General features: G+C 61.6%; 22 protein-coding genes. 10 read left to right on the top strand and 12 right to left on the bottom strand.

Translation table 11 applies throughout. The features are described from left to right. Positions 1-39: 39 nt before the first annotated feature. The 3 genes from ABC729_RS23775 to ABC729_RS23765 all read left to right on the top strand — a co-directional run bounded on the left by ABC729_RS23775 (position 40) and on the right by ABC729_RS23765 (position 1,986). Positions 40-690, top strand: a complete 651-nt coding sequence (locus tag ABC729_RS23775; RefSeq protein WP_495610096.1) for a hypothetical protein — start codon at positions 40-42, stop codon at positions 688-690. 79 nt (positions 691-769) lie between these two features. Continuing rightward, complete coding sequence (locus ABC729_RS23770; protein WP_495610095.1) at positions 770-1,483, top strand: hypothetical protein; 714 nt, start codon at positions 770-772, stop codon at positions 1,481-1,483. Positions 1,484-1,545: 62 nt separating this feature from the next. Further along, entirely contained in the window at positions 1,546-1,986 is a 441-nt protein-coding gene (locus tag ABC729_RS23765) for a YbjN domain-containing protein (RefSeq protein WP_495610094.1), read from the top strand. Between the two features lie 118 nt (positions 1,987-2,104). Here ABC729_RS23765 and ABC729_RS23760 read toward each other — a convergent pair whose 3' ends face one another. The 7 genes from ABC729_RS23760 to ABC729_RS23730 all read right to left on the bottom strand — a co-directional run bounded on the left by ABC729_RS23760 (position 2,105) and on the right by ABC729_RS23730 (position 12,212). Beyond that, positions 2,105-3,526: a helix-turn-helix domain-containing protein gene (locus ABC729_RS23760; RefSeq protein ID WP_495610093.1), complete on the bottom strand. Its 1,422-nt coding sequence runs from the start codon at positions 3,524-3,526 to the stop codon at positions 2,105-2,107. A 336-nt stretch (positions 3,527-3,862) separates the two neighbouring features. After that, positions 3,863-5,215, bottom strand: a complete 1,353-nt coding sequence (locus ABC729_RS23755) for a hypothetical protein (RefSeq protein WP_495610092.1) — start codon at positions 5,213-5,215, stop codon at positions 3,863-3,865. A 22-nt stretch (positions 5,216-5,237) separates the two neighbouring features. Next, entirely contained in the window at positions 5,238-5,579 is a 342-nt protein-coding gene (locus tag ABC729_RS23750) for a hypothetical protein (RefSeq protein WP_495610091.1), read from the bottom strand. Positions 5,580-5,679: 100 nt separating this feature from the next. Continuing rightward, on the bottom strand, positions 5,680-6,096 hold the full coding sequence (locus ABC729_RS23745) for a LuxR family transcriptional regulator (RefSeq protein WP_495610090.1): 417 nt from the start codon (positions 6,094-6,096) through the stop codon (positions 5,680-5,682). Positions 6,097-6,362: 266 nt separating this feature from the next. Further along, positions 6,363-6,797 carry a hypothetical protein gene (locus ABC729_RS23740; RefSeq protein WP_495610089.1) on the bottom strand — a complete coding sequence of 145 codons (435 nt, stop codon included), beginning with the start codon at positions 6,795-6,797 and terminating at the stop codon, positions 6,363-6,365. Beyond that, entirely contained in the window at positions 6,784-10,065 is a 3,282-nt protein-coding gene (locus ABC729_RS23735; protein ID WP_495610088.1) for an nSTAND1 domain-containing NTPase, read from the bottom strand. The genes ABC729_RS23740 and ABC729_RS23735 overlap by 14 nt, the downstream gene beginning before the upstream one ends. 269 nt (positions 10,066-10,334) lie before the next feature. Continuing rightward, positions 10,335-12,212 (bottom strand): hypothetical protein, encoded by a 1,878-nt coding sequence (locus ABC729_RS23730; RefSeq protein WP_495610087.1) that lies wholly within the window; start codon positions 12,210-12,212, stop codon positions 10,335-10,337. Between the two features lie 349 nt (positions 12,213-12,561). Between ABC729_RS23730 and ABC729_RS23725 the strand changes: the two genes are divergently transcribed. From ABC729_RS23725 to scpA, 3 genes are all read left to right on the top strand, one after another. Beyond that, positions 12,562-14,094, top strand: a complete 1,533-nt coding sequence (locus ABC729_RS23725; protein ID WP_495610086.1) for an acyl-CoA carboxylase subunit beta — start codon at positions 12,562-12,564, stop codon at positions 14,092-14,094. 32 nt (positions 14,095-14,126) lie between these two features. Beyond that, positions 14,127-16,127, top strand: coding sequence for an acetyl-CoA carboxylase biotin carboxylase subunit (locus ABC729_RS23720; RefSeq protein ID WP_495610085.1), 2,001 nt, complete (start codon positions 14,127-14,129; stop codon positions 16,125-16,127). 86 nt (positions 16,128-16,213) lie between these two features. Further along, a complete protein-coding gene (gene scpA, locus ABC729_RS23715; RefSeq protein ID WP_495610084.1) occupies positions 16,214-18,367 on the top strand; it encodes a methylmalonyl-CoA mutase in 2,154 nt (717 codons plus the stop codon). A gap of 187 nt (positions 18,368-18,554) precedes the next feature. Here scpA and ABC729_RS23710 read toward each other — a convergent pair whose 3' ends face one another. Continuing rightward, the gene (locus tag ABC729_RS23710; RefSeq protein WP_495610083.1) at positions 18,555-18,860 is read right to left on the bottom strand and encodes a hypothetical protein; all 306 of its coding nucleotides are present in this window, start codon (positions 18,858-18,860) and stop codon (positions 18,555-18,557) included. Between the two features lie 3 nt (positions 18,861-18,863). Beyond that, positions 18,864-19,205 (bottom strand): hypothetical protein, encoded by a 342-nt coding sequence (locus tag ABC729_RS23705; protein WP_495610082.1) that lies wholly within the window; start codon positions 19,203-19,205, stop codon positions 18,864-18,866. Between the two features lie 109 nt (positions 19,206-19,314). On the opposite strand from ABC729_RS23705, the gene ABC729_RS23700 reads away from it, so the two are divergent. Next, a complete protein-coding gene (locus tag ABC729_RS23700; protein ID WP_495610081.1) occupies positions 19,315-19,665 on the top strand; it encodes a helix-turn-helix domain-containing protein in 351 nt (116 codons plus the stop codon). A 117-nt stretch (positions 19,666-19,782) separates the two neighbouring features. Here the strand turns inward: ABC729_RS23700 and ABC729_RS23695 are convergent, their stop codons facing one another. Further along, complete coding sequence (locus ABC729_RS23695; protein ID WP_495610080.1) at positions 19,783-19,986, bottom strand: hypothetical protein; 204 nt, start codon at positions 19,984-19,986, stop codon at positions 19,783-19,785. Between the two features lie 107 nt (positions 19,987-20,093). Between ABC729_RS23695 and ABC729_RS23690 the strand changes: the two genes are divergently transcribed. Together ABC729_RS23690 and ABC729_RS23685 are read left to right on the top strand one after the other, a co-directional pair. Beyond that, positions 20,094-20,597 (top strand): hypothetical protein, encoded by a 504-nt coding sequence (locus ABC729_RS23690; RefSeq protein ID WP_495610079.1) that lies wholly within the window; start codon positions 20,094-20,096, stop codon positions 20,595-20,597. After that, positions 20,594-22,087 (top strand): hypothetical protein, encoded by a 1,494-nt coding sequence (locus ABC729_RS23685; RefSeq protein WP_495610078.1) that lies wholly within the window; start codon positions 20,594-20,596, stop codon positions 22,085-22,087. The genes ABC729_RS23690 and ABC729_RS23685 overlap by 4 nt, the downstream gene beginning before the upstream one ends. Here ABC729_RS23685 and ABC729_RS23680 read toward each other — a convergent pair. Both ABC729_RS23680 and ABC729_RS23675 read right to left on the bottom strand, forming a co-directional pair. Next, a complete protein-coding gene (locus ABC729_RS23680; RefSeq protein WP_495610077.1) occupies positions 22,084-22,308 on the bottom strand; it encodes a hypothetical protein in 225 nt (74 codons plus the stop codon). The genes ABC729_RS23685 and ABC729_RS23680 overlap by 4 nt on opposite strands. A 66-nt stretch (positions 22,309-22,374) precedes the next feature. Continuing rightward, positions 22,375-22,767: a hypothetical protein gene (locus ABC729_RS23675; RefSeq protein WP_495610076.1), complete on the bottom strand. Its 393-nt coding sequence runs from the start codon at positions 22,765-22,767 to the stop codon at positions 22,375-22,377. Positions 22,768-22,916: 149 nt separating this feature from the next. Here ABC729_RS23675 and ABC729_RS23670 point away from each other — a divergent pair, with 149 nt between their 5' ends. Next, a complete protein-coding gene (locus tag ABC729_RS23670; protein WP_495610075.1) occupies positions 22,917-23,957 on the top strand; it encodes a helix-turn-helix domain-containing protein in 1,041 nt (346 codons plus the stop codon). The last annotated feature ends 45 nt before the right edge of the window (positions 23,958-24,002 follow it).

Here is a 24,002-nt window from a genome sequence, read left to right as displayed (position 1 = left end):
GCACGCCGCATCGGATTGAACCAAACCGAGGACTGTAGAATGATCGATTCAGCGAATCTCGATAGAAAGGGATTGAAAAATACTTTACAAGATTGGATGAACCCCCATCGCATGTACGATATATTCATCAAAAGCTCTAAAAATATGGGGCCCAAATATTTCTTTACTAAAACTGGACTTCAGTTCCTGCGAGAAGCCTATATTGCATCAAAATTCGGCATGATTGCTGGCTACGAAATGGTCCGCTTGGCTGATACTGATCCTCCAGACTTTGAAGCAAGGCTGCTCGCCAATGGCGAGACCGAGCGTTTCGAAGCGGTAGAAGCAGATTTACCTGACCGTCGCCGGGGTGACGAATACAAGGCAGCAGGCGATGCACTTAATGACATCTCAGAATACACCCCCGAAGAAGCCGATATCGCTGAAAAATCCATTGCACAAGCGGTAACGATGGCAGCCAGCAAAAAATCAAATAAAAAATATAAAGAAAAATATAATTTAATAATATACCTGAATATTGGCAAACTACTCATTAGCGATAACCTACTTCTGGAACATGAGCGGTCATTTTGGAAATACACTATATCAGCCAGGGAGAAATTCAAAGAGGTGTGGATTCTGTGGGGAGATAACGTTTACCTTATTTGGCGAGACGGAATTCTGTCATATCGTAAGAAATCCAGCTCATAGCAAGCCCGCCTTCCACGGGCGTAACCTTCCCCCCACCCATGCGAATATCCCATGATCCGCCCCCCCCAAGGACCATCCCTTGCGCCCCCTTCTCCTCCTGCTTCTGCCCCTCCTCCTCCCCCTCCCCGCCGCCGCGCAGACCACCGACGCGCGCTGCGGCCCCGATCTCTATCGCCCCGGCATCGTCCTCACCGCCTTCCCCGTCTGCGGCGCCGTCTACAGCCAGCATGTCCCCGACCTGGGCCGCCTGCATCTGGGCGTCTTCCATTCGCTGGACCGATCCAAACCGGACGAGGCGGCGGGCCGCGTCATCAACCTCACCGCCGGCACCTTCTACCGCCTCAATGACGACATCGCCGCCTACACCGATTACGGCTTCCGCATCGAGGATGGGCATCCGGCCGCGGCGCTCTACCACGACTTCATCCATTACGCCTCCGACGACCTGCGCTTCTTCGCGGGCTATGAGGGGGTGCGCTTTTTCAATGGCTTCACCCGTGCCTATGACAGCCTGCATGTCGCGGCGGAACAGAAGCTGCGCCTGGATGACGGGCGTCTGGTCATTGATTTCGTCGCCATGGCCTATTGGACGCGCAAGGGCGACGGTCCCGCCGCCGACAGTTTCAGCGGCCTGAACCCCTGGGTGGAGGCCACATATCAACCCTGGCGAACCACCGGCCCCCGCTGGCGGCGCGTGCTGCGCTTCTATACCCAAGTGGCGAGCTTCACGGGGCAACCGGGCCGCCCCGGCCTCTATCTGACCGGTTTCGCCGGCATCCGCACCAGCTTCTGATCCGGCTTGCCACCGGCCCCACCGCTATTGCATGGTCCCGGCAATAGCGATGCAGGAAGGATATGATGTTGGACAAGCTGTTGCGCGGCGTGACGCTGACGGACCTGGAAGCCGCCCTGGAACAGTTGGGCCTGCCCGCGACACAGGATTTGACGCCCGGCGGCGCGCCCGTCCTGCGTTCCGCCATCGGCGGCCTGACCTTCAATATCCGCCCCGGTGCGCAGCTGGACCCGGAGGCCGCCCGCTTCGGCGACTATAATTTCAACCTGATGTTCCAGGTGCAGGACAGTTTCGACGCCGCCATCCTGAACCAGTGGAACCGGCACAAGCGCTTCGCCCGCTTCTCGCTGCGCGATGATTTCCTGGTCCTGGAAATGGACAATCTGGCCGTCGGCATCACCGGCGATCAGATCCTGGCCAGCCTCGAACTCTGGGGCCGGCTGGTGGTAGAGGCGCTGAACTTCCTGCGCACCGCCCATGGTGCCGAAGCCGGGCATTCGTAGGCTTTGCTGTTCCCTCAAACGCCGGGCGCTGCCATCCGGCGGCTTGGGCTTACGCGGCATGGGCCGCGCGGCGGCAGTCGCCGCCGTGGCGTCTTCACGGACAACCGCGAAGACGCCCTTAACTGACGCTGTACGGCACCACCCGCCGCTCATGCGCATCCACGCGCAGCGCCTTGCCGATGGGCGGGAAGGCGCGGTGGCGGCAATCCTCACGGTCGCAGACCTTGCAATTGGACCCAATGGGCACCGCCGCATCGACATTGCGCAGGTCCAGCCCGGCGGAATAAACCAGCTGGTCGGCATAGGCGATTTCACACCCCAACCCCACCGCCGCCTCCCGCGGGCGGGACAGGTACGAATTGCCCTTCGCCACCACGGTGCGCGCGATGCACAGATACGTCGCTCCATCCGGCATGCGCGCCTGCTGCACCAATATCCGCCCCGGCTGGGCAAAGGCCTGATGCACATTCCATAGGGGGCATGCCCCGCCGAACCGTGCAAACTGGAACCGCGTGGCGCTGGATCGTTTGGCGATATTCCCCGCCATGTCCACCTTCACGAAGTAAAAGGGCACCCCCGGCATGCCGGGCCGCTGCATGGTGGACAGGCGGTGACAGACCTGTTCAAAGCTGACATTGAAATGCGCTGACAGCCGGTCAATATCGTACCGCATCCGTTGCGCCTCCGTAAGGAAGCGCTTGTAGGGCAGGATCAATGCGCCTGCGAAATAATTGGCCAGGCCCACACGCAGGATCGACCGCGCCTCGATGCTGGACAGCCCGGCTTCCGCCACCAGCCGCTCAATCTCCACCCCGTAATCCAGCAGCGCGATCTGATGGGCCGCGAAAAACGTCCGGCTCTCGCGCGGCGTGCCTTCCGATACCAGCAGTTCTTTATCGTCGGGATCGTATCGCCACAGCACATCATGGCGCGCCAGCATGGGCGACACCCGGATGGTCACCCCATGCCGGTCGGCCAGATGCTGGGCCAGATGCTCCAAGAGGCGATCCTTGGAGAAATGCCCGCCCTCGAACAAATCCTCGGCGGCATGGTCCAGCGTTTCGAAATGGTTGCGCTGCTGCTGTACAAAGTCGCGCACCTCGTCATAGGGAAAGGCCGCCGGCCCCGCCACCGCGTCCCCGCCGCCGACCTTATCGACCAGCGCCCTGTATTCCTCGTCCAGCCCCTGATAGGCACGATAGAGCTTCAGCAGCGATCCCATGATGGCGGGGGCCGCCCGCACCGCGTCGCGGATGCCCGCGAACGTCACCGATGCATCCCCAAACAGCGGATCGCCCAGCACTTCGCGCAGTTCGGACGCCAGCCTTGTGTCGCTGTCATCGGCGAAATGGCTCGGCTCCACCTGGAAATAGGTCGACAGCCGGATAACCGCCGCCGCCGACAGGGGCCGCTGGTTATTCTCGATCTGGTTCAGATACGACGTAGACAGCCCCACCTCGACCGCGAGTTGCGCCTGGCTGATGCCGCGCGTTTCCCGAAGACGGCGTATCCGTTCGCCGGCATAGATTTTCGCGGTCATCCCACTCCCCTTCCGGGTCGGGCGGGGTACAGTTCCCCGGCCCGACGCCCGGCCCCGTCCGGGGGCCGTTACGCGGCGAGTTGATAATGCCCGTTGCAGGACTTGTGCTGCAAGCCGTCAGTCAGGCGCATTGCCCATCGGGCCCGTTCCACGGGGGATCGAAGGAACGAACGATGATGATCTTGCAGTAACGCACGCCGTTTTCTTCCTTATGGTCGACGCAATGAACCGAAACGTTTCCCCTGTTCTGCAACAATTCCTGCTTCCGTGCCGCAGCCACAGTACAGGGGACCCATTCAAAATCCCACATTGACGCCTCCCGTAATCAAGGTTGACTCAGTTTGAAGGTGCAGGTGCAGGTGCAGGTGCAGGTGTTGCAGTTGCCTGCGTGGCAGAAGCAAGCTCGGCCTTCGCAAACTGACAGACTTCATTCTCATGATCTGACAGTGACAGGCTACGCTCCTTGTTCAGGCCGTGGGACGTCTGGATGCCGCTGACATAAATGGCACCGGCCATTGTCAAAGCCGCGGCGCGTTGACTGTCTGGGACGTCCTTCTGCGCGGCAACCGACAGGTTGCTCGCCAACTTGAAGGCATTGACATCCCCCAACACCTTGTTTGAGACGCCGCTTAACCATGCCTCCTGCCTGCGCGCCGGTGAAGTTATCTGGCCATAGCAGCCTAGAATGGCATTTACATGCGCATCCTGCGCCGCTTGGGTCGCCCGATAATCGGCTACCACGGCGCTATTCACATCCTTTTTGAACAGCTTCTGAAACTCCGCATCCTTGGACAGATTATCGGCAGCCGCGCCGGAGGCGAAGAACTGGACATTGCTCAGCCCCGCTCGTTTCTTCGCATCATCATCCTTTTCAGAGGTGGTTTTGCCCGTCGCCGGCGTCTGCGTCTGTGCCTTTGATGCATCCGCCTCCACCACCTTGGCTGCTGCATCAGCAGCGCTTTGTCCTGGGGCAACCGATGGATCAATGAAGCCGGCGGATGTCAGGCTGGCAATGGTAGAGGGATAAATGGAATTGCCTCCCCCACGCTGCGTTAACGGTAGAATGGAGAATTCCTTACGGCGATAGCCCAGGACATAGTCCTGCAAAGCCGCCTGCGTGGGTGCGGACAATTTAAGGCCAAAAATGGTGCTGGTCCCGAAAAAGCCGATGGAGCGACACACATCGCCCTGCTGAATGCCGATACAGGTGCGCTTGGGATCGACGGTCCCTGCACCTGAAACGGCCGTGGTCTTCTGCAAAGCCTTGACGGCGGCTGTGGCCGCATCGGCGGCATCCGTCGCTGCCTGCATTGCCCGCAGAACATCGGGCGGCAGCGTCGTTGGCGGCTTGCTCTGGCTGCCGTTACAGCCATCTCCCGTGCAACTGGGGACGGAAAGATGCTCTGCCGCGCGGCCCGTCGCATAAACCTGCTTGGTGTTGCGCGAGATAATGCCACCATCGGTGGCAAGATAGCCGTAAACCGAAGGCATTTGGCCATCTTCAAGGGCGGGGCCGATCACGCCTTCGGTCCGGTCGAAGGCAATCTTGCCCGCCCCTTCCTTCGCTTCAAGCGTACCGCCGATAGTCGTAGAAGTTACAAACATCACCCGGTTGGGGTCTGTGCATCCCCCCGCAAGCGGTAGAAGCAGCAGTAAAGGTGAAATCTTTGAAAATTTGGAGATCTCCATTACTCACCCCCACCTGTCTGGTTTACTTCCCCTCTGGCTTTGAGCCAACATTACCCTGTTCCGGCAGCGCGCCGAAAACGGCGTTACATTCGAATGCCGTGGTCAGTCCCTCGCTGACATAGCCAACCCCAAGGCCGCCGCCAGCACCATGGTCATAAGCAACGACACCGAAGGCCGTCACCCTGGAGCCGCGTAAACAAGTCTGCCCGGCATTCGCCGGCGGCGGGATCTCTACAGAAGCCAGACCGACAATGTGGCGAACCCCCTGTTCATCCACATAGTCAACGGCGCAACCGGGCAGCACGATGCCTGGAACCAGCAACATGAGGCCGAGAAGGCGCCAAGACTGCCCGTGAAAGCCCATGACAAGTATACGCCCTAAACATACTTATAAGGGAATAGTGCGCCTATATATCTAGAACCACAAGGCGCAAATATGCCGGTTTTTAAAAGAGTGGAACCGGTCAGACGGATACCCGCCCCCGCTTGATCATTTCGCCCACGGTATGAACGCCCAGCTTTTCGCGCGCCCGTTCGCGATGTTTTTGAACGGTCAGCAGGCTGATTTTCAGGATGCGGGCAATCTCCTTGCTGGTGCATCCTGAAACCACATGCCGCACCACCTCGGCCTCTCGGGGGCGCAGGCGGTCCCAGGACAGGGGGGCCACCTGCGGCTGGTTCTCGTCCGGTTCTCCTTGTCCGCCGGCAAAGGCGATCAACTGGGCTGTGGAGCGCAGCCCCGCCTTGCGCATGATGGAGGACCGGTGCTTGCGGATGGTCAACTCACAGATACCCAGTTCGGCGGCGATCTCCGCGCTCCGCAAGCCGCGTCCCGTCAGGACCAGAACCTGACGTTCGCGGTGGGTCAGCATCTCGGACATGGTGGGGTTTCCCTGGCTGGTTGGCGATGGCCAGACCCTGCCAGGGATCGGAAGAAATCATTCTTCTGTTATCCTTCCGGCCCATAAGTATATGATTTTAAACAAATCAAATCGGAAGAAATCGCATTCGCCCAAACGCAAAAGGGGTGGACAAAGGCCTGTCTGGCCCTGGTCCACCCCTGATACCCATCGGCCGAAGGCTTGCCTTTGGCAGCCGGCCCGGCGTTCGTGCGCCGACAGCCAAGCCGCCAGACAGCGGCGCCCGGTCAGGGAACCACGCCGGTATTGATCACTTCCGGATCGGAAGAATAGTGGACCTGACGCTTTACCGTCTCCTGCCCACCTCCGGCATTCTTCAGGATAAAGAACAGGGTGATGCTCCCAACCGCTTCCGCATTCGTGTTCAGCTGGTGATCATCGATATAGACCACATCTTCCAGAACCGCTGCGATCTTCAGGTCTGGATAGATGTTATCGCCGTGAACTCTCGGCTCGATATTCGCACCAGTGAAGATAAACTTGATCGGTGAATTGTCCATATCGATCTTGAACTTGATCCCATCGAAGTTCTTGGAAAGATGAATCTTATGGGTATCGCTGATATTCTGGTAGATCAGATAGGGTGACGTCTCACCCGTGATCCTGTCATCACAGGTAACGGTGACGAGGTAGTAATTTTTATCCTGACTACTGGTTGACATCGCTCATCTCCTTCAGGTTGCTGATGGCACGCTGGTAATCGGCCTCTTTGTATCCCGCCTTTTCCAGAATGCTGATGCCGCGCTGGGCGGCGGAAGGGGTTCCGGCACAGAGATTGGCGCGGACCCAGGGGGCCAGGATTGTTGAATCCTGACTTGATTGGGCGGCGGCCCGCAGGGTTTCCGCCGCTTCCCGGCACAGGGTGCCGGCCTGCGCAGCGCCACCACCGGCCCGTTCCAGGGCGGCGCGCATTAACAGGACGTTGGCCATCAGTGTGGCGCCCCGGTCGTCCCGGGGGGCCTCCCGCGCCATGGATTCGGCCTTGGCAAGAGGGGGCCCCGCCTCTTTCAGGTTGCCTTGCCGCAGCAGCACATAGGCCTGCTGAACATGGGCCTGAACAATGACGCGGCGAAAATCGGCAGTCTGGGCGGCGGCGACGGTTGATGCCTTTCCCACCTGGGTCAAGGCGCGACTGATCTCCACGCCGGCATCAGCGACGCGCCCCTGGGAGAGGTAGAGCCGCGAGCCCACGATGCGCAGGTCAGCCTCGTCGCGCAGCCAGAGCAGGTTGCCCGGCTCCTTGGACAGCAGCGTGGTGATCATGGCGATACCGTCGGCGATGCGGGCGATCGCCTCCTCCGCGCGCCCCTGGGCCGTCAGCAGAATGCCTTCCAGCTTGTAGGCCAGGGCCAGCTGATAGGCCCAGGCCAGCGCCTCCGGTTGCGCCCGGCGCAGATCTTCCAGGATGGCGCGTTGTTGCTCATACAGCGGAACGGCATCGTTCAACCGGCCTTCCTGCGCCCGCGCGCTGGCCAGCCAGGATTGGGTGTTGGCAATGCTGGCCGCCAGGCCATGGTCTTCACGGCGTTGGCTCAGGACATGGCGTTTCAGGTCAAGGGAGTGTTGGAAGTACGCCGCTGCCTCACTCACCTGACCCTGGCGCAGCGCCAGGCTGCCCAGGCTGGACAGCGCGTAGGACAGTTCCAGACTGGCCTCCTCATCCTGCGGGCTGAGGTCCAGCATGCGCTGGGAAAAATCCCGATACTGGCCGAACCGCGCTGCCGCCTCGTCCAGCTGCCCGCGATCCAGCGCGATCTGCCCGAACCAGAAAGCCACCGCCCCCGCATTCTTCAGCAGGTCGCCATCCACCGGCCCCCCGGCCAGATTGGCCTGCAAAAGCAGCTCCGCGCGGCCCAGCGCCGTCAGGGCCGCATCGACATTCCCGCGTGACCGGTTCACGTCCGCCAGCGTCAGCAGCGCCTTGGCCTGCCTCAGGCGCTGCGGCCCCGGCAGGCGACCGGGGTCCTCGGCGGTCAGGTAATCCATGGCCTTCTGCGCCACCCCGTCCAGAAGGTCGAGCTTGGCCAGCGGCTGCAATTTCTGGGTCAGGTCGCCCAGCATGAAATCGACCAGCCCTTCGGCCTCCTGCCGGCGCTGATCGGCCAGTTTTTCGGCCTCGCGCGCCTGAAACCCCATGATGACGGCCACCAGCGCCACCAGCGCAAACCCGACCACCGCCCCCAGCCGCAGCCGGTCGGCCCGCCGTGCCTGCCGGGCCGAGGCGTGGATCAGAGCGGCCACATCATCCGACAGCGGCACGACCTTTGTCTTCAACAGGTCGCGCGCCTCTTCCAGCGGTCGGCCCCGGCGCAGCAACCGGTCGGCCCGGCGCCCCTCGGTCAGCCATTGCTGCGTCTCCCCCTCCAGCCGGGCGCGGATACGCAGGGCCTGGTGATGTTCGGTGATCCAGGCCACGGCACGGGGCCATTGCCGCAGCAGGGCTTCATGCGCGACCCCGAATACCGGCTCCGCCCCATGCATCAGGCTGACGAACAGCCGCTCATCGACAAAGGTCTGCACCAGCCGCCTTTCATCCGGGCCCGACAGGGCGGACCAGGGCGCGCGCAGGCCCCGCGCGGCACCGTCCCCGCCCCCCACCGCGACGATCAGGGAAAAGATGCGGGGCAGAACGGCCTGCGCGGTCGATGGCAGCGCCGCCAGGATCGCATCCGCCCGCCGCCCGATAGCCCCGTCGATTCCCCCCAGTGCCTTGTAGGCGGCGATGGTCAGCTCGCGTCCGGGGCTGCGCTGCTGATAAAGCTGCTCCAGCGTATATTGCAGCAGCGGCAAGGCGTCGGGATTATCCGCCACCCCCTCGCACAGCATGTCGTCCAGCCGCCGGTCGCTGTCGGCATCCATGCCGAAACGCAGGTCGGCGATGGCGGCGGGGCTGCGGATCATCTGCATGATCTCCGCCCGCGTCGGCGGGGCCAGATCGAAATGCCCGCCCGTATCCTTGCCCGCCATCAACTGCGGTTCGCGCGCCAGATCGGGATAGAAATCATTGCGGCAGGCCGCGATGATGACAAACCGCCCCGTGCGCGACAAAAGATCAAGCGCCGACAGCAACCCCGCCCGTGCTGCGTCCACCGCCGGGCTGAACAGGGCCTCCAGCCGGTCAACGAACAGGGCGAAACGCTGGCCCACCTGGGCCGGGTCGCTGGTCAGCGCCAACCAGGCCTCCCCATCCGTGGCCGACATCAGGCTGGCCCCCAGCCCCTCTGCATGCTGACCGGGAAACAGCGGCGCGCCATCCACCTCCAGGTCCAGCAGCGCGCCCCCCAGCGCGGTGACCAGCGGCAGGTCGCCGCCATCGCCCAGGTCCAGGCTGGCCGACGCCGCCACCCGCACCATTCCCGGACCGAACAGCAGGGCCGGCAGCAACCCCGCCTGGATCAGCGAGGTCTTACCGCTGCCGCTGGGACCCAGGATCAGCATGAAGGCCCTGCCCCCCGCCACCTGCGCCGCCACTGCGGCTGACAATCTTGCCACGGCCCCGTCGCGGCCAAAGAACACGGAGGCATGGTCGGCCCCGAACGGATTCAGCCCGACATAGGGGGACCGTCGCGACCAGTGATCCACCGGTGGGGCCAGCCCATGGCCGGGTGGGAAACTGACCGGGGCCAGGGTACGATAGCCACGCTTACGGATATTCTCGATATAGGCAGGTTGGGTGACACTGTCGCGCAGGGCGCGGCGCAGCTGTGTGATGGCCTTGTGGACCTGATTTTCCCCCACCACCAGCCCGTCCCAGCAGAGATGCAGCAGGTCATCGGCGCTCAATATATTGCCCGCGCGGTGACACAGGACCGACAGCACATCCATGGCACGCGGTTCCACCTGGGTCTCCGACCCGTCCTGGACATGCCGCAGGGTGCATGCCCGCGTCTCCACCTGCCAATCACCGAACTGGAAGCTGTCACTTTTCAAGACCGGTTCCGTCGCCTGTGGGGTCGAACCTGGAATATGTCCGTATGTCATGACTGCTCACCATTAATAGGTGCAGTAGACATACAGCCAAATGCCGTTGTAATCGAGTGTGGACTTATGCCGACTGCACCCTCAAGGCGTGGCTTGACATAGGATCACCCCGTCACTGTCGGCGACCCGCCCCTCCCCGTCCATGCCACGCGATGCGTATCGCCGGCTGCCGGGGCGTAGGACGGGCCGGACCCTGAGGTGATGTCCTCATGACGCCGTTACGTTCCAGATCCCCCACCGTGCGCCAACCAGGCCTCGACCTCCCGCACGGCAGCGGTGGCCTGCTGCCGATGGCACTGCCGGATATTGCCGGCGATCCGCTGCCATAAGGCGGCTGAACGGGGCCGCTGGCGCCACCGCGCCAACCGCGCCAGCCCGCTGGCTGCCTTGATCATGCCTATATGGTCATTGATGATGCCGGCCATGCGAAAGGACAACCGCAGCGAGTCCGCCGCTTCGTTCAGCCAGATCCGGCTGTTTGTGTCTGCATTTCGCCAGTCCCCCGCCAACCCGAACCAACCCCACTGCACATCGGCAAGCGCCAGCGCTGCATGGTGACGCTGGTGATTGACCAGCCCCAGCAGGCTGTCCGTTTCACGATACCGGTCCGGCGTATCATCGTGGAACTCCAACACCGGCAGTCCATCACGCCAGTAGATCAGCTCTTCCAACGCGGCGATCAGCCAGCCGGGATAGCTCGCCAGATAGTTGCTGATACGCGTCACTGTCATTTGCAGGTGGGGATCGGCGGCATGTTCACAATCCTTGGACAGACGCCCGAAAACGACCAACGATGCGCCGACCATGAGGCGCAGTGGCAATTCAGCCCACAGCAGCGCCAAGCGCAGCAGCCTCTGGCGCGGCAACGCGGCAAGGATGGCCTGGGCGAACAATCCCGCCTCCGCGACCGTCCACAGCACCTGTGCCCTGTCCCACGCGCGTCGTGACAGGGCGTAACGCCAAAGCAGCCGCAGATACAGCAGACCAGCCGACGGCACATGTCCGGCAAGGCGCAGGGCCGCTGCCCATTGTCGGTCTTCGAACTCCCGCGATGCAGCGCCCGGCAGCGGTCGCAGGGCCCGGCGCAACCGCAGTTCCGCATCGTAGAATCCCTGATCGCGCAACGCGTTGCACCAAAGCTGGTGGCGCTGATCGACCCGGTCGCGCGGCAACCCGTCAGGGTCTATGAAACTGGCGCTACGGTGGCCAATGCCAAAACTGGCATGGAGTTTGGCCGCAAACAGACGTCGGCCCGCCATGTCGGGGCTGAACCGTTCCTCCCATCCCTGCGACCAGGGGCGCGCGGTCGTCGGAGGGTCGATCACAGGAAATGGAACCAACTCAGCCAGCATGTTCCAGGTCGTGCCGGCCCGACGATGCCGCCGCTCCGGTTCAAAGGCCGCGAGGATGGTTTGAGCCCCCTCGCTCAACACCTCCTCCCACTCCTCATCACCCCATCCACATGCGCCATCATCCGCGCCGCCCATATGATGCAGCCACAATACTTGCGCCGCGAATGGCTTCTGCTGCCGGAGCCGGTCCTGAAAAAGGGGTGTCACGTCAAAGAAATCAGCGCCGCTGTAACCACAGAACACGATCATTGTCTCAGGATCATCCAACAACCGGATGATCAGATCGCGGAACGGCGCGAACAGGCCAGAGCGCAGATTGCTGATGGAATGACCGAGGCCTGCCAGATCATCCCCCATGGAGCCGTGCAGCTTGATCAAGCCCCAGTCGTGCGTCAGTCCGGTGATCGGTGTCATGGTCGGGATGGCGCCGGGTCGCACCTGTTCAACAGCGGTGTCAAAATTCGTGGTGAAGGCAAAGCACCGATGGGTGATAAGATGATGGGCAATGGTCGCATGCTGTGCATTTGGTCTGCACTCATCAAAGAACCGCAAATTCTCCAGACACCCCGGACCGAAGGACCACAAGCTGTCCTCAATGACCTTTTCCAGTCGCGGGAAACTCTTGCGCAACAGTTCGCTGTTTCGCTCGAACAGGGCCAGGATCGCTTCCGTCTCCCCCGCCGGCAGGTGATGCTCCATCCAGGCCCGCGTCAGCTGGTAACCCGATGGCATGGCACTGGCCATCGATAGACCCGCGCCAAACCAGAAAACCGGGGGGTTCTTAAAAGGGCCCATTGCCGACATGCTCTTCGCCATTAGATCGAAAACCTATCATTGATAAATCTTTTGATATCTATTTTCAGATTGTTTTCGTCATAAACCTCCCCGCCCCCCCAAAAAACTCCGAACTGAAAATCTGGGTTCCTATCTCCGTCGGGTAATGTCAAAGCGGACCGGATTGCAAATTCGCAAAATTTGCAATCCACGACACCTGCCTTCGCAAATCCACACCCATCCACGCCTTCCCCTGCTGCGGCAAACTTCGCAAACTCCGCCCAAACTCCCATGAACCTTCATACGGGGCGGATTTCCCATGCAGGATGTGCTGGTACGGTTGGAAAACATGCGGGCCGGTGCCCGTCTTGGTGGCGGTGAAAAGCGCATCGCGGGCCAGCATTCCAAGGGCAAACTGACGGCGCGGGAGCGGATTGAGATCCTGCTGGACGAAGGCTCGTTCGAAGAATGGGACATGTTCGTCGAACATCGCTGCGCCGATTTCGGGATGGAGACGCAGAAGGTTCCCGGTGACGGCGTCGTCACCGGTCACGGCACCATCAATGGCCGTCTGGTCTTTGTCTTCTCCCAGGATTTCACGGTCTTCGGCGGTTCGCTGTCAGAGGCGCATGCCGAAAAGATCTGCAAGATCATGGATCAGGCGATGAAGGTCGGCGCCCCCGTGATCGGCCTGAATGACAGCGGTGGTGCCCGCATTCAGGAAGGTGTGGCCTCCCTTGGCGGCTATGCCGAGGTGTTTCAGCGCAATGTCCTGGCCTCTGGCGTCGTCCCGCAGATCAGCCTGATCATGGGCCCCTGCGCCGGCGGTGCCGTGTACTCCCCCGCCATGACCGACTTCATCTTCATGGTGAAGGACTCATCATACATGTTCGTCACCGGCCCCGACGTGGTGAAGACGGTGACGCATGAGGTGGTGACGGCGGAGGAATTGGGCGGGGCCGTGACCCATACGGCCAAGTCCGGTGTGGCCGATCTGGCCTTCGAGAATGACGTCGTGGCCCTGCTGGAAACCCGCCGTCTGGTGGATTTCCTGCCCCTGTCGAACCGGGAAAAGCCGCCCTCGCGCCCCACGCCCGACATCGCCGACCGCCCGGAAATGTCGCTCGACACCCTGATCCCGGCCAATCCCAACAAGCCCTATGACATGAAGGAACTGATCTCGAAGATCGTGGACGAGGGCGATTTCTTCGAGATTCAGCCGGACTATGCCAAGAACATCATTGTCGGATTTGGCCGCATGCAGGGTTCCACCGTCGGTTTCGTGGCGAACCAGCCCATGGTGCTGGCCGGCTGCCTCGACATTGACAGCTCGATCAAGGCCGCCCGCTTCGTGCGCTTCTGCGACGCCTTCAACATCCCCATCGTCACCCTGGTGGATGTCCCCGGCTTCCTGCCCGGCACGTCCCAGGAATATAACGGCATCATCAAGCATGGGGCCAAGCTGCTGTTCGCCTATGCCGAGGCGACGGTGCCCAAGGTGACCCTGATCACCCGCAAGGCCTATGGTGGTGCCTATGACGTGATGGCGTCCAAGCATCTTCGCGGCGACGTCAACTATGCCTGGCCCACCGCCGAAATCGCGGTCATGGGACCCAAGGGGGCCGTGGAGATCATCTTCCGCGCCGATATTGGCGACCCCGCCAAGATCGAGGCGCGGACCGAGGAATATCGCCAGAAATTCGCCAATCCCTTCGTGGCGGCGGGCCGTGGCTATATCGACGACGTCATCATGCCCCACAATACCCGCCGCCGCCTGTGCAAGGCGCTGTCGATGCTGAAGAACAAGCAGCTCCAGAACCCCTGGAAGAAGCACGACAACCTGCCGCTCTGATCCGACGCGCCCGCACGAAGAGGCACCGTAAAATGTTCAAGAAAATCCTCATCGCCAACCGTGGCGAAATCGCCTGCCGCGTCATCAAGACCGCCCGCCGCATGGGCATCAAGACGGTGGCCGTCTATTCCGACGCCGATGCCGGCGCGCTTCACGTTGAGATGGCGGATGAGGCGGTGCATATCGGCCCCGCCCCCTCGGCCCAATCCTACCTGATCGCCGACAAGATCATCGCCGCCTGCAAGCAGACAGGGGCCGAGGCGGTCCATCCCGGCTACGGCTTCCTGTCCGAAAAGGCCCCCTTCTGTGAGGCGCTGAAGCAGAACGGCATCGTCTTTATCGGCCCCGATGTGCATGCCATCGGCGCCATGGGCGACAAGATCGAGAGTAAGAAACTGGCCAAGGCCGCCGGCGTCTCCACCGTGCCCGGCTATCTGGGCGTCATCAAGGATGATGAGGAAGCGGTCGCCATCGCCCGCGACATCGGCTATCCGGTGATGATCAAGGCCTCCGCCGGTGGCGGTGGCAAGGGCATGCGCGTGGCCTGGAACGATGCCGAGGCCCGCGACGGCTTCCGCTCCGCCACGAACGAAGCGCGCAGCAGTTTCGCCGATGACCGCGTCTTCATCGAAAAATACATCACCGAGCCGCGCCATATCGAAATTCAGCTGCTGGCCGACAGCCACGGCAACGCCGTCTATCTGAACGAACGTGAATGCTCGATCCAGCGCCGCCACCAGAAGGTGATTGAGGAAGCGCCCTCGCCATTCCTGGACGCCGCCACCCGCAAGGCCATGGGCGAACAGTCCGTCGCGCTGGCCAAGGCCGTGCAGTATCGCAGCGCCGGGACCGTGGAGTTCATCGTCGACAAGGACCGCAATTTCTACTTCCTGGAAATGAACACGCGGCTACAGGTCGAACATCCCGTGACCGAGATGATCACCGGCCTCGACCTTGTCGAACTGATGATCCGTGTCGCCGCCGGGGAGCATCTGCCCATCACCCAGGCCGATGTCGGCATCAACGGCTGGTCGCTGGAAGCGCGCGTGTACGCCGAGGAACCCACCCGTGGCTTCCTGCCCTCCACGGGCCGCGTCACCCGCTACCGCCCGCCGGTGGAGGGCAAGCGCGAGGATGGCTCCATCATCCGCGTCGATACCGGCGTGTATGAGGGCGGCGAGATCAGCATGTATTACGATCCGATGATCGCCAAGCTGATCACCTGGGCCCCCACCCGCGATCAGGCGACGGATGCCATGGCCGATGCGCTGGACGGGTTCCAGATCCGGGGCGTGGGCCACAACATCTCCTTCCTGACCTCCCTGATGCAGAAGCAGCGCTTCCGCGATGGCCGCCTGACCACCAATTTCATCGCGGAGGAGTACCCGGACGGCTTCCACGGCCTGACGCCCGACCCCGCCGTGCGTGACCGTCTCCTGGCACTCGCCACCGTGCTGCATCACCGCCGCGCCAGTCGTGATGCCATGATCTCTGGTCAGGTGGCGGGCCATGCCTTCCACGTCGCCCAGGATTGGGTGGCCCGCGCCGACCGCCAGAACCACAAGACCCACCTGTCCTTCGCCGGCGGTGCCGCCACTGTCACGCTCGACAGCGGCCCGCACACGGTCCTGGGCGATTGGGAAATCGGCCAGTCCCTGTGGGAAGGCACCGTCGCCGGCATCGCCATGACGGTGCAGGTGGATATCAAGGGCACGTCGCTCGTCCTCACCCATGGCGGCTTCGCCTTCGTGGTGGACGTGCTGACCCCGCGCGCCGCAGAGCTGGCCGACCTGATGCCGGTGAAACTGCCCCCCGATATGTCCAAATACCTGCTGTCCCCCATGCCGGGCCTGCTGGTCTCGGTGTCGGTCAAGGAAGGCGAGGCGGTGAAGGCCGGTCAGGAACTGGCCGTGGTGGAGGCCATGAAGATGGAAAACATCCTGCGCGCCGAAGCCGACGGCACCGTCAAGAAGGTCCACGCCGCCAAGGGCGCCAGCCTCGCGGTGGATGAGAAGATCATCGAGTTTGAGTGAGCCATAGACGCGCGCTAATTTCCCTCCCCGTGATCCCGGTGACAAGCCGGGATCACGCATGAATTGCCGAAGCCCGGAGCCTCCCCATGACCCAGTTCCCCGCCAAGACCCTCGCCGACTGGGAAGCGCTCGCGACCAAGGACGCCGGTGCCGACGCCCAGCTCTCCGACCTGACCCGCACCACGGCGGAGGGGCTGGCCGTCAAGCCGCTCTACACGGCTGAAGACCTCGCCAACCTGGAAACCACCGGCACCCTGCCCGGCTTCGCGCCCTTCGTGCGCGGCCCCCGCGCCACCATGTATGCGGTGAAGCCCTGGACCATCCGCCAATACGCGGGTTTCTCCACGGCAGAGGCCAGCAACAAATTCTACCGCGCGAACCTCGCCGCCGGACAGATGGGCCTGTCGGTCGCCTTCGACCTTGCCACCCATCGCGGTTATGACAGCGACCATCCCCGCGTCGTGGGCGATGTCGGCAAGGCCGGTGTCGCCATCGACAGCGTGGAGGATATGAAGATCCTGTTCGACGGCATCCCGCTGGATAAGATGTCCGTCTCCATGACCATGAACGGTGCCGTCCTGCCCATCCTGGCCATGTATATCGTGGCCGGTGAGGAACAGGGCGTGCCGACGGAGAAGCTGTCCGGGACCATTCAGAATGACATTCTGAAGGAGTTCATGGTCCGCAACACCTATATCTATCCGCCCGAACCCAGCATGCGGATCATCGCCGATATCATCGAATATACGGCCAACCATATGCCCAAATTCAACTCCATCTCCATCTCCGGCTACCATATGCAGGAGGCCGGGGCCACGGCGGTGCAGGAACTGGCCTTCACGCTGGCCGACGGTCTGGAATATGTCCGCGCGGCCCTCGCCAAGGGCCTGAACGTGGACAAGTTCGCTCCGCGCCTCAGCTTCTTCTTCGCCATCGGCATGGATTTCTTCATGGAGGTGGCAAAGCTCCGCGCCGCCCGCCTGCTCTGGGCCAAGCTGATGGACAAGCATTTCCAGCCCAAGGATGCCCGCTCGCTGGCGCTGCGCACCCACTGCCAGACCTCTGGCGTGTCCCTGACGGAACAGGACCCCTACAACAACGTCATCCGCACGACGATTGAGGCCATGGCCGCCATCATGGGCGGCACGCAGAGCCTGCACACCAACAGCTTCGACGAGGCCCTGGGCCTGCCCACGCCGTTCAGCGCCCGCATCGCCCGCAATACCCAGCTGATCATCGCGGAGGAAACCCGCATCCCCCACGTGGTGGACCCCCTGGGCGGCAGCTATTACGTCGAACACCTGACCGCCTCCCTGGCTGAAGCCGCTGAAAAGCTGATCGCCCAGGTGGAGGAGATGGGCGGCATGACCAAGGCCGTGGAAAGCGGCCTGCCCAAACTGATGATCGAGGAAGCCGCCGCACGGCGTCAGGCCCGCATCGACCGGGGCGAGGAAGTGATCGTCGGCGTCAACAAATACCGCCCCCAGAACCCCGAAACCGTCGACGTCCTGGACATCGACAATACCGCCGTCCGCGAGGCCCAGGTCGCCCGCCTGAAGACCATCCGCGCCACCCGTGACGAGGCCAAGGTCCGCGAAACCCTGGCCGCCCTGACAAAGGCGGCGGCCGAGAAATCCGGCAACCTGCTGGCCCTCGCCGTCAACGCCGCCCGCGCCCGCGCCACCGTTGGGGAGATTTCGGACGCCATGGAAGAGGTCTTCACGCGCCACCGCGCCACCATCCGCTCCGTCTCCGGCGTCTATGGTGCCGCCTATGAGGGCGATGCCGGCTTCGCACAGATCCAACAGGACGTGGCCGACTTTGCCGAGGCGGAGGGCCGCCGCCCCCGCATGCTGGTGGTAAAGATGGGCCAGGACGGCCATGACCGGGGTGCCAAGGTCATCGCCACCGCCTTCGCCGATATCGGCTTCGACGTCGATGTCGGCGCCCTGTTCCAAACGCCGGAGGAGGCCGCCCGCCAGGCCATCGAAAACGACGTCCACGTCGTCGGCGTCTCCAGCCTCGCCGCCGGCCACAAAACCCTGGTCCCGCAACTGGCCGCCGCCTTGAAGGAACAGGGTGCCGGCGACATCCTCATCGTCTGCGGCGGCGTCATCCCGCCCCAGGATTACGAGTTCCTGCTAAATGCCGGTGCGTCGGCCATCTACGGCCCTGGTACCAACATTCCCAAGGCCGCGGCAGAGATCATGGAGATGATCAGGGCAAAGCGGGGGGCGTGATCGCCTCCCGTAGCGCGGATTAGGCAACGCCGTAATCCGCGGAACCCCACCGCCGCCCGACCGCCATCACCTCCCGTCATCCCCACCCCACCCCTCCGTCATCCCGGCGAAAGCCGGGACCCAGCGTGAGCGGCGATAGCCGCGACATGACTCATACCGGCGCTGACCGCGCCCCAACACTGGCCGCTCACTGACATGGGGGTGGCAGTGGGGGAGACGAAAGCCCCTCCCACACCCCCCGCCCCCAGCTCCAGGGCCTCCACCACACCGCCGTACTGCGCCACCGCATCCGCACCATCCCCCAATCCGCCGACACCGGCCCCCCGCACCCGCCACAGCGCACCGCCCGCAGCGACCCGACATCCCCGTCCAGCGCCGGCCCGTGCCAGCCGCAGCGCGGGCAGACGGCATGCCAGTGCCAGTCGCGCACCGACACCGGCACCACCCCGCCCCACTGGTCGCGTATTCCCGCCGCCTTCGCCCGCCGCACCATGGCTCAGATCAACTCCCGCCGCTCCCCACCCCGGCGGGCAAAGGCCGCCATCCCCAACAGGTCATCGCGCGCACTGTCCAGCAGCAGAAGGGTCAGCGCACCAAAGGCCGAACTGCGCACATGCCCCTCCTGGCGCAGCCGCTCCCCCACCCATGTCACCTTGCGCCAGACATCCTCCAGCCCCACCGCCGGTGCCCGCGCCAGTTCCTCCACCAGTGCTGCCTGCGCCCGGCTCCGCTCCGCCAGCCCCTCCTCCCCCAGCCCCGACACCGGCACACTCAACGCCAGCAGCCGCTCATGAACCCGCCGAACCGGCGTATCCCCTCCCCCCGGCTCCTGCTGCATGCAATTCCTCCACCCCGCCGCTTTCAACTCTGAAGCATACTACGTTATTCAAGATTGATTACGCAATATTCTACGTGTAGAGGGCCAAATTGCCGTAGTATGCTCCGGCATGACCATCGATACCCGCTTCGGACTACGATTGAAGGCGCTGCGCGGCCAGCGCGGCTACAGCCAGGAAAAGCTGGCTGAACTGACGGAATTGTCCCCGGAAAGCATCTCCAACCTGGAACGCGGCATCAACCTGCCCGGCCTCGACACAATCGACGCCCTGCGCGCGGCCCTGGACGTCCAGGTCTGGGAATTGCTGGATTACATGGGCACCACCCCCGCCCCCGACCCCACCCGCCAACGCCTCGAAACCCGCCTGCTGACGACAGTACGACAACTCGACCGGGATTTGCTGGAAGTCGCGGTGGAGCAGGCGGAGAGCTTGCTGGGCTATGCGAAGCGGCTGGGGTAACCCCCAACCCCGCCCTCCCTTGCTCGCCACTTATCGTCATCCCGGCGAACGCCGGGCCCCAGCGTAAGGCGCGATCAGCGCCGGTATGGCCCGCTTCCTCGCCCAGACGCGAGCACCCTACTTGCGGCGCAGCGTTTCCAGAACCATCGCCCGGCGTTCATCGCCGGACAGCTCCTGCGCCGCCGCTTGCCGCAACGCGGCCGCCATCCGGCCCGACAGCGCCAAGCCCTCAACCGCACTGATCTTCTCCCCTCGCGCGCTGGTGAGGACGAACTGGCCGGTCCTGGCCGCCCGGCGAAGGTCGGTGCGGTCTGTTTCCATGATGGAACTCGAATATTGTTGATGGGTGGCCGTTAGCTTATATCTTGCGGGAGCCATATTCATCATCTACGTTATTTCAATCGCCGCTCACATAAAGAGCCCATAAGATGCATAGAGCTTTTTTAGGTGCTGGAAATCACAAGAAAATAGTTAACGTGTATTCAAGCATACTGAGCCCATCCGAGATTGGGAAAATCAATCTGGAAGCACAAAGTCACACTCGAATGATGTATTTATTGGGAATAGAGCACTATAATTTTGCAGACAAGATTGTAAAAAGGCAATGGCGGCAGAGAATTTCCAGACTTTATTACGCAAGCTACAATGTTTCCAAAGCAGTCAGATTTGATTCTGACGGTGTTTACTCTACTGAAGTAAAGGATCATACGAAAATTGGCGAACTACCCAGCTCTTTTCCAGATCGCGCAACTTATATAAATGAACTAACGAACCTCCGGGAGGACAGAAATACGTCAGACTACGATCATTTAGCTGTAAAGTCCGATCTTTTGAGAACCCCAGAGGCCTATCAGGCTACAGTCCTGAACTTTATCCGTCATGCCCACGACTATCTTTCAAGTCGGGGAAATGTTCTTGGAGCAAGACCATGAATTATAAAGAGATTCTGGATAAAATAAAGTCAAACTTTGAGAGCCGAACAGGCTTGATAGGTTTAGAGTACGATGATATCGTTAAAGGTAAAAAGACCGTAAGAATTATTCACGTTTCACACCCGACTGAGCGACTTTACGACGTCCTTAATAGTTGCATCCAAGATTTTGATGTCGAAGATGAACTCCATGTTACATTGAAATCCAAATCATCAAAGTCGATTGTTAATTCCGCAGAGGCTAAGTTGCTGCTTAAAGTTCTTTCAGAGAGCCAAAACATTAATCAGCACAGCTTTGGGGCAGATTTCTTCGATCGTTACACACGCTCTGTTACTGGTGCAGAAAGTCAGATTGTTTCGTCTGCAAATCATATTGTTACAGGGCGTAGAGGTGCAGGCAAATCAATGCTGCTATTGTATAGCCTTAAGTCTAGGCAGAAAGATAATATGCCGAATGCCTGGATCGATATGCAAGCATATTCTGGAAGAGACGATGAGCAAGCTGTTGCGGATGTTTTAACAGAAATTCTGTATGCAATAGACTTTCCACCAGACTCATATGCCGACGTTCTTTCTATCCGCCACCGATTTGAGGCAGGGGACATTTCGGTAAAGGAAATCAGAAAGCATGTACCAAAATTGAGGAGAATTTTTGCGGAAGTGTCTCTAAACAAGGAGATATTTATATATCTTGACGATCTACATGTATTTAATCGTAAGATGCAATATATTCTTCTCGATGTATTGTATTCTATATTTCGCGGAAACAAAGTGTACATAAAGGCATCAGCGATTGAGACCCTTCTTGATTCATATAATTCCAGAGAGAAAATGGGAATGCAGATTCCCCAAGACGCTCAACGACTTGGACTCGATTACAATCTTACCACACCAGACAAAGCTGCCACTCACATTGAGTCAATCCTGGACTCGCACGCTCGATATGCGGCAATACCGTCAATCCGTAGGCTGTCATCAAGTGCGGATGTACTGCCGCGCTTAACATGGGTCAGCGCTGGAGTTCCAAGAGATGCGATCAACCTGTTTGCGCAATCAATGCTAAAAGCAAGCGCTGGAGGAAAAGGTCGTGTGACCGTATCAAATGTCAACATGGCAGCGTCCGAAAATCTTAGCATTAAGCTAAAGGACCTTCAATCAGACGCCAGCTCTGAAGCAGAATCCTTGAGCTCTCGTCTCGAGGCGATAAGAAATTTTTGCATCATCGAGAATAGGTCAAATGCGTTTCTATTGGAAATTAACCAAAATAATACGGCCTACAAGGAGGCTTTAAAGCTTGTCGAGTTAAGACTTCTCCACGTAATTTCCGAAGGTATCACCCCAAAGGAAGCAGGGACAAAATTCATGGCCCTTATGTTGGACTATGGATTGTACACCGGCATCCGAGCCGCCGCGAATGTGGAATTGTTCAACAAGGACGCTGCGTCTGTTGCATATAAGGAATTAAGAAAACTCAAGATATACAGAAACTAGATCGAATTTCTACATGTGGAAAACCTAGAAACTCGCCGCGCCTGTGCCCTGACCAACACTTCCTCCACATCGAACAACATCCGTCCGCCGCTCTCTTTGCCCTCATTCCAGGCTTGGCGCAGGCGGTCGTCCTGTCGGTTCGCCTGTTCAAGGTGCCAGTCGCGCATGGCGGAAAGCTGATCGCCCGTCACGGCGACGCTGATCTTCTGGATGTCCGGCATGGGGCCAGGGTCCATTGGTGGCAACAGGTAGGAAAGAGTACGCCCGCAAACCCGCCCCGTCCACCCCTACTCCACCACCCTGATCCCCACCGCCCCGCGCCGCGGGCGCAGCACGAAGCGCACAGTCAGGACCAGCACCACCACCACCAGCCCGCCCAGCGCCAGCAGCGGGAAATAGCCGATATTGAGGATCAGCCAGACGCCGATCATCACCACCACGCCCGCCACCGGCCCGACCAGCAGCCAGAGCGGGACCAGTGCGGCCAGCAGCAGGACCGACAGCGCCACCAGGGCCAGGGCGGCACTTGGCAACCGTTCCACCCAGGCCGGATGCACCTTTGCCACGCGTAGCCACGCATCCTCGGGCATACGGATCGGGCCGGGTCGCACCGCCTCCCCCGTCAGCAGCACGCTGTGCGAATGATAGATGTTTCCCCGATCATCACGGTACAGCGGCACGCGATCCCTCCCGGTTCCCTGCTTGTCCCCATCCGCCGCCACCCTACCCCATCTCCCCCACCCCGCGAACCCCGCCAACTCTTGCCTCTACCCGCCACTGGTGATAGGAATATATTCTGTGCTTTTTCTCCCAACCGCCGGAGGCCCCCATGCCGAACCCCGCCTATCCCCAACCGCTCCCCACCAGCCCCGCCCTGGACCCGGCCTATGATGAACTGACCAGCGCTGAACAGCGGGAGGCATGGTGGCGCGGGTCGGACGATGTGCAGGCGGTGGAGGCCGGGGATGATGTGGAATGGGCGACGGAGGAACATTTTCCCTCCGGCCTGCACCGCTCCCGCCTGAAGGATGAGGATTGGGCGCGGGTCGCCTATTTCATCGCCAAGGGCGTGTCGGTGACGGAGGTGGCGAAACATTTCGGCGTGTCGCGCACCACCATCTGGCGGGGGATGCAGCGTTCGTCGGGCCTGCGCCGCCGCATCCTGTCGGAACGGCGGATGTTGCAGCGGGAAAGCGACAATCGTTTCGTGGCCCTGCGCGACGCCGTGGTGACCGGCCTGACAGAGGCGATCAGCAACGGCAATATCCGCGTCCTGCTCTGGGCCGCCAAGCGGCTGGATTTGGGTGGTTCCATCCTGCCGGCCCCGGCCCCCGTTTCGCCGCCCCGGCCCGACCCGACCGCCGCCAATGATGCCGCCCGTGACACCAATTCGGCCCGCCCCAGCATCCGCCGCGCCCCGCCGGCGGTGCGCGCCATCCTGGCCCGCGCGGTGGAACAGGCCGACGCCACGGCGGCTCCCCCGCCGCCGCCCACGGTGGCCCCCACCGTCACCCCCACGGACGCCCCAACAGTCACCCCAGCTGTCACCGTGGCCCCGCCATCCCCCGCCGCCCCCATACAGGCCGCCGCTGAAACCGACCCCGCCCCACCGCCGCCAGCCTCACCGTCCGTCTCACCGCCCGCTCTTCCCCTGGCCTCGCCCCTGGCCCCGCGCCGTGCCTGGCCGCCCGTGCGCCGGCTGGTGATGCGCCTGCGCCCGCCCGCGCCGCCGCTGGCCGAGGATGTGGACATCCACATCACCGACACGCTGCTGGAAAACTGCCGCTATCAGGGGTTGGGCCGCCCCGTCTGCGACAATGACGGGCCGCTCAGCCCCTATCGCCCCTTGCGCACCTATCGCTGGCCCTGATCCCGCCGCCCCTGCCGCGCATCGCGTGCAACAGGGGTGGGTTTT

Source organism: Niveispirillum sp. CC-CTL257 (assembly GCF_059489915.1).
This window is presented reverse-complemented; position numbering and strand designations above follow the sequence as displayed.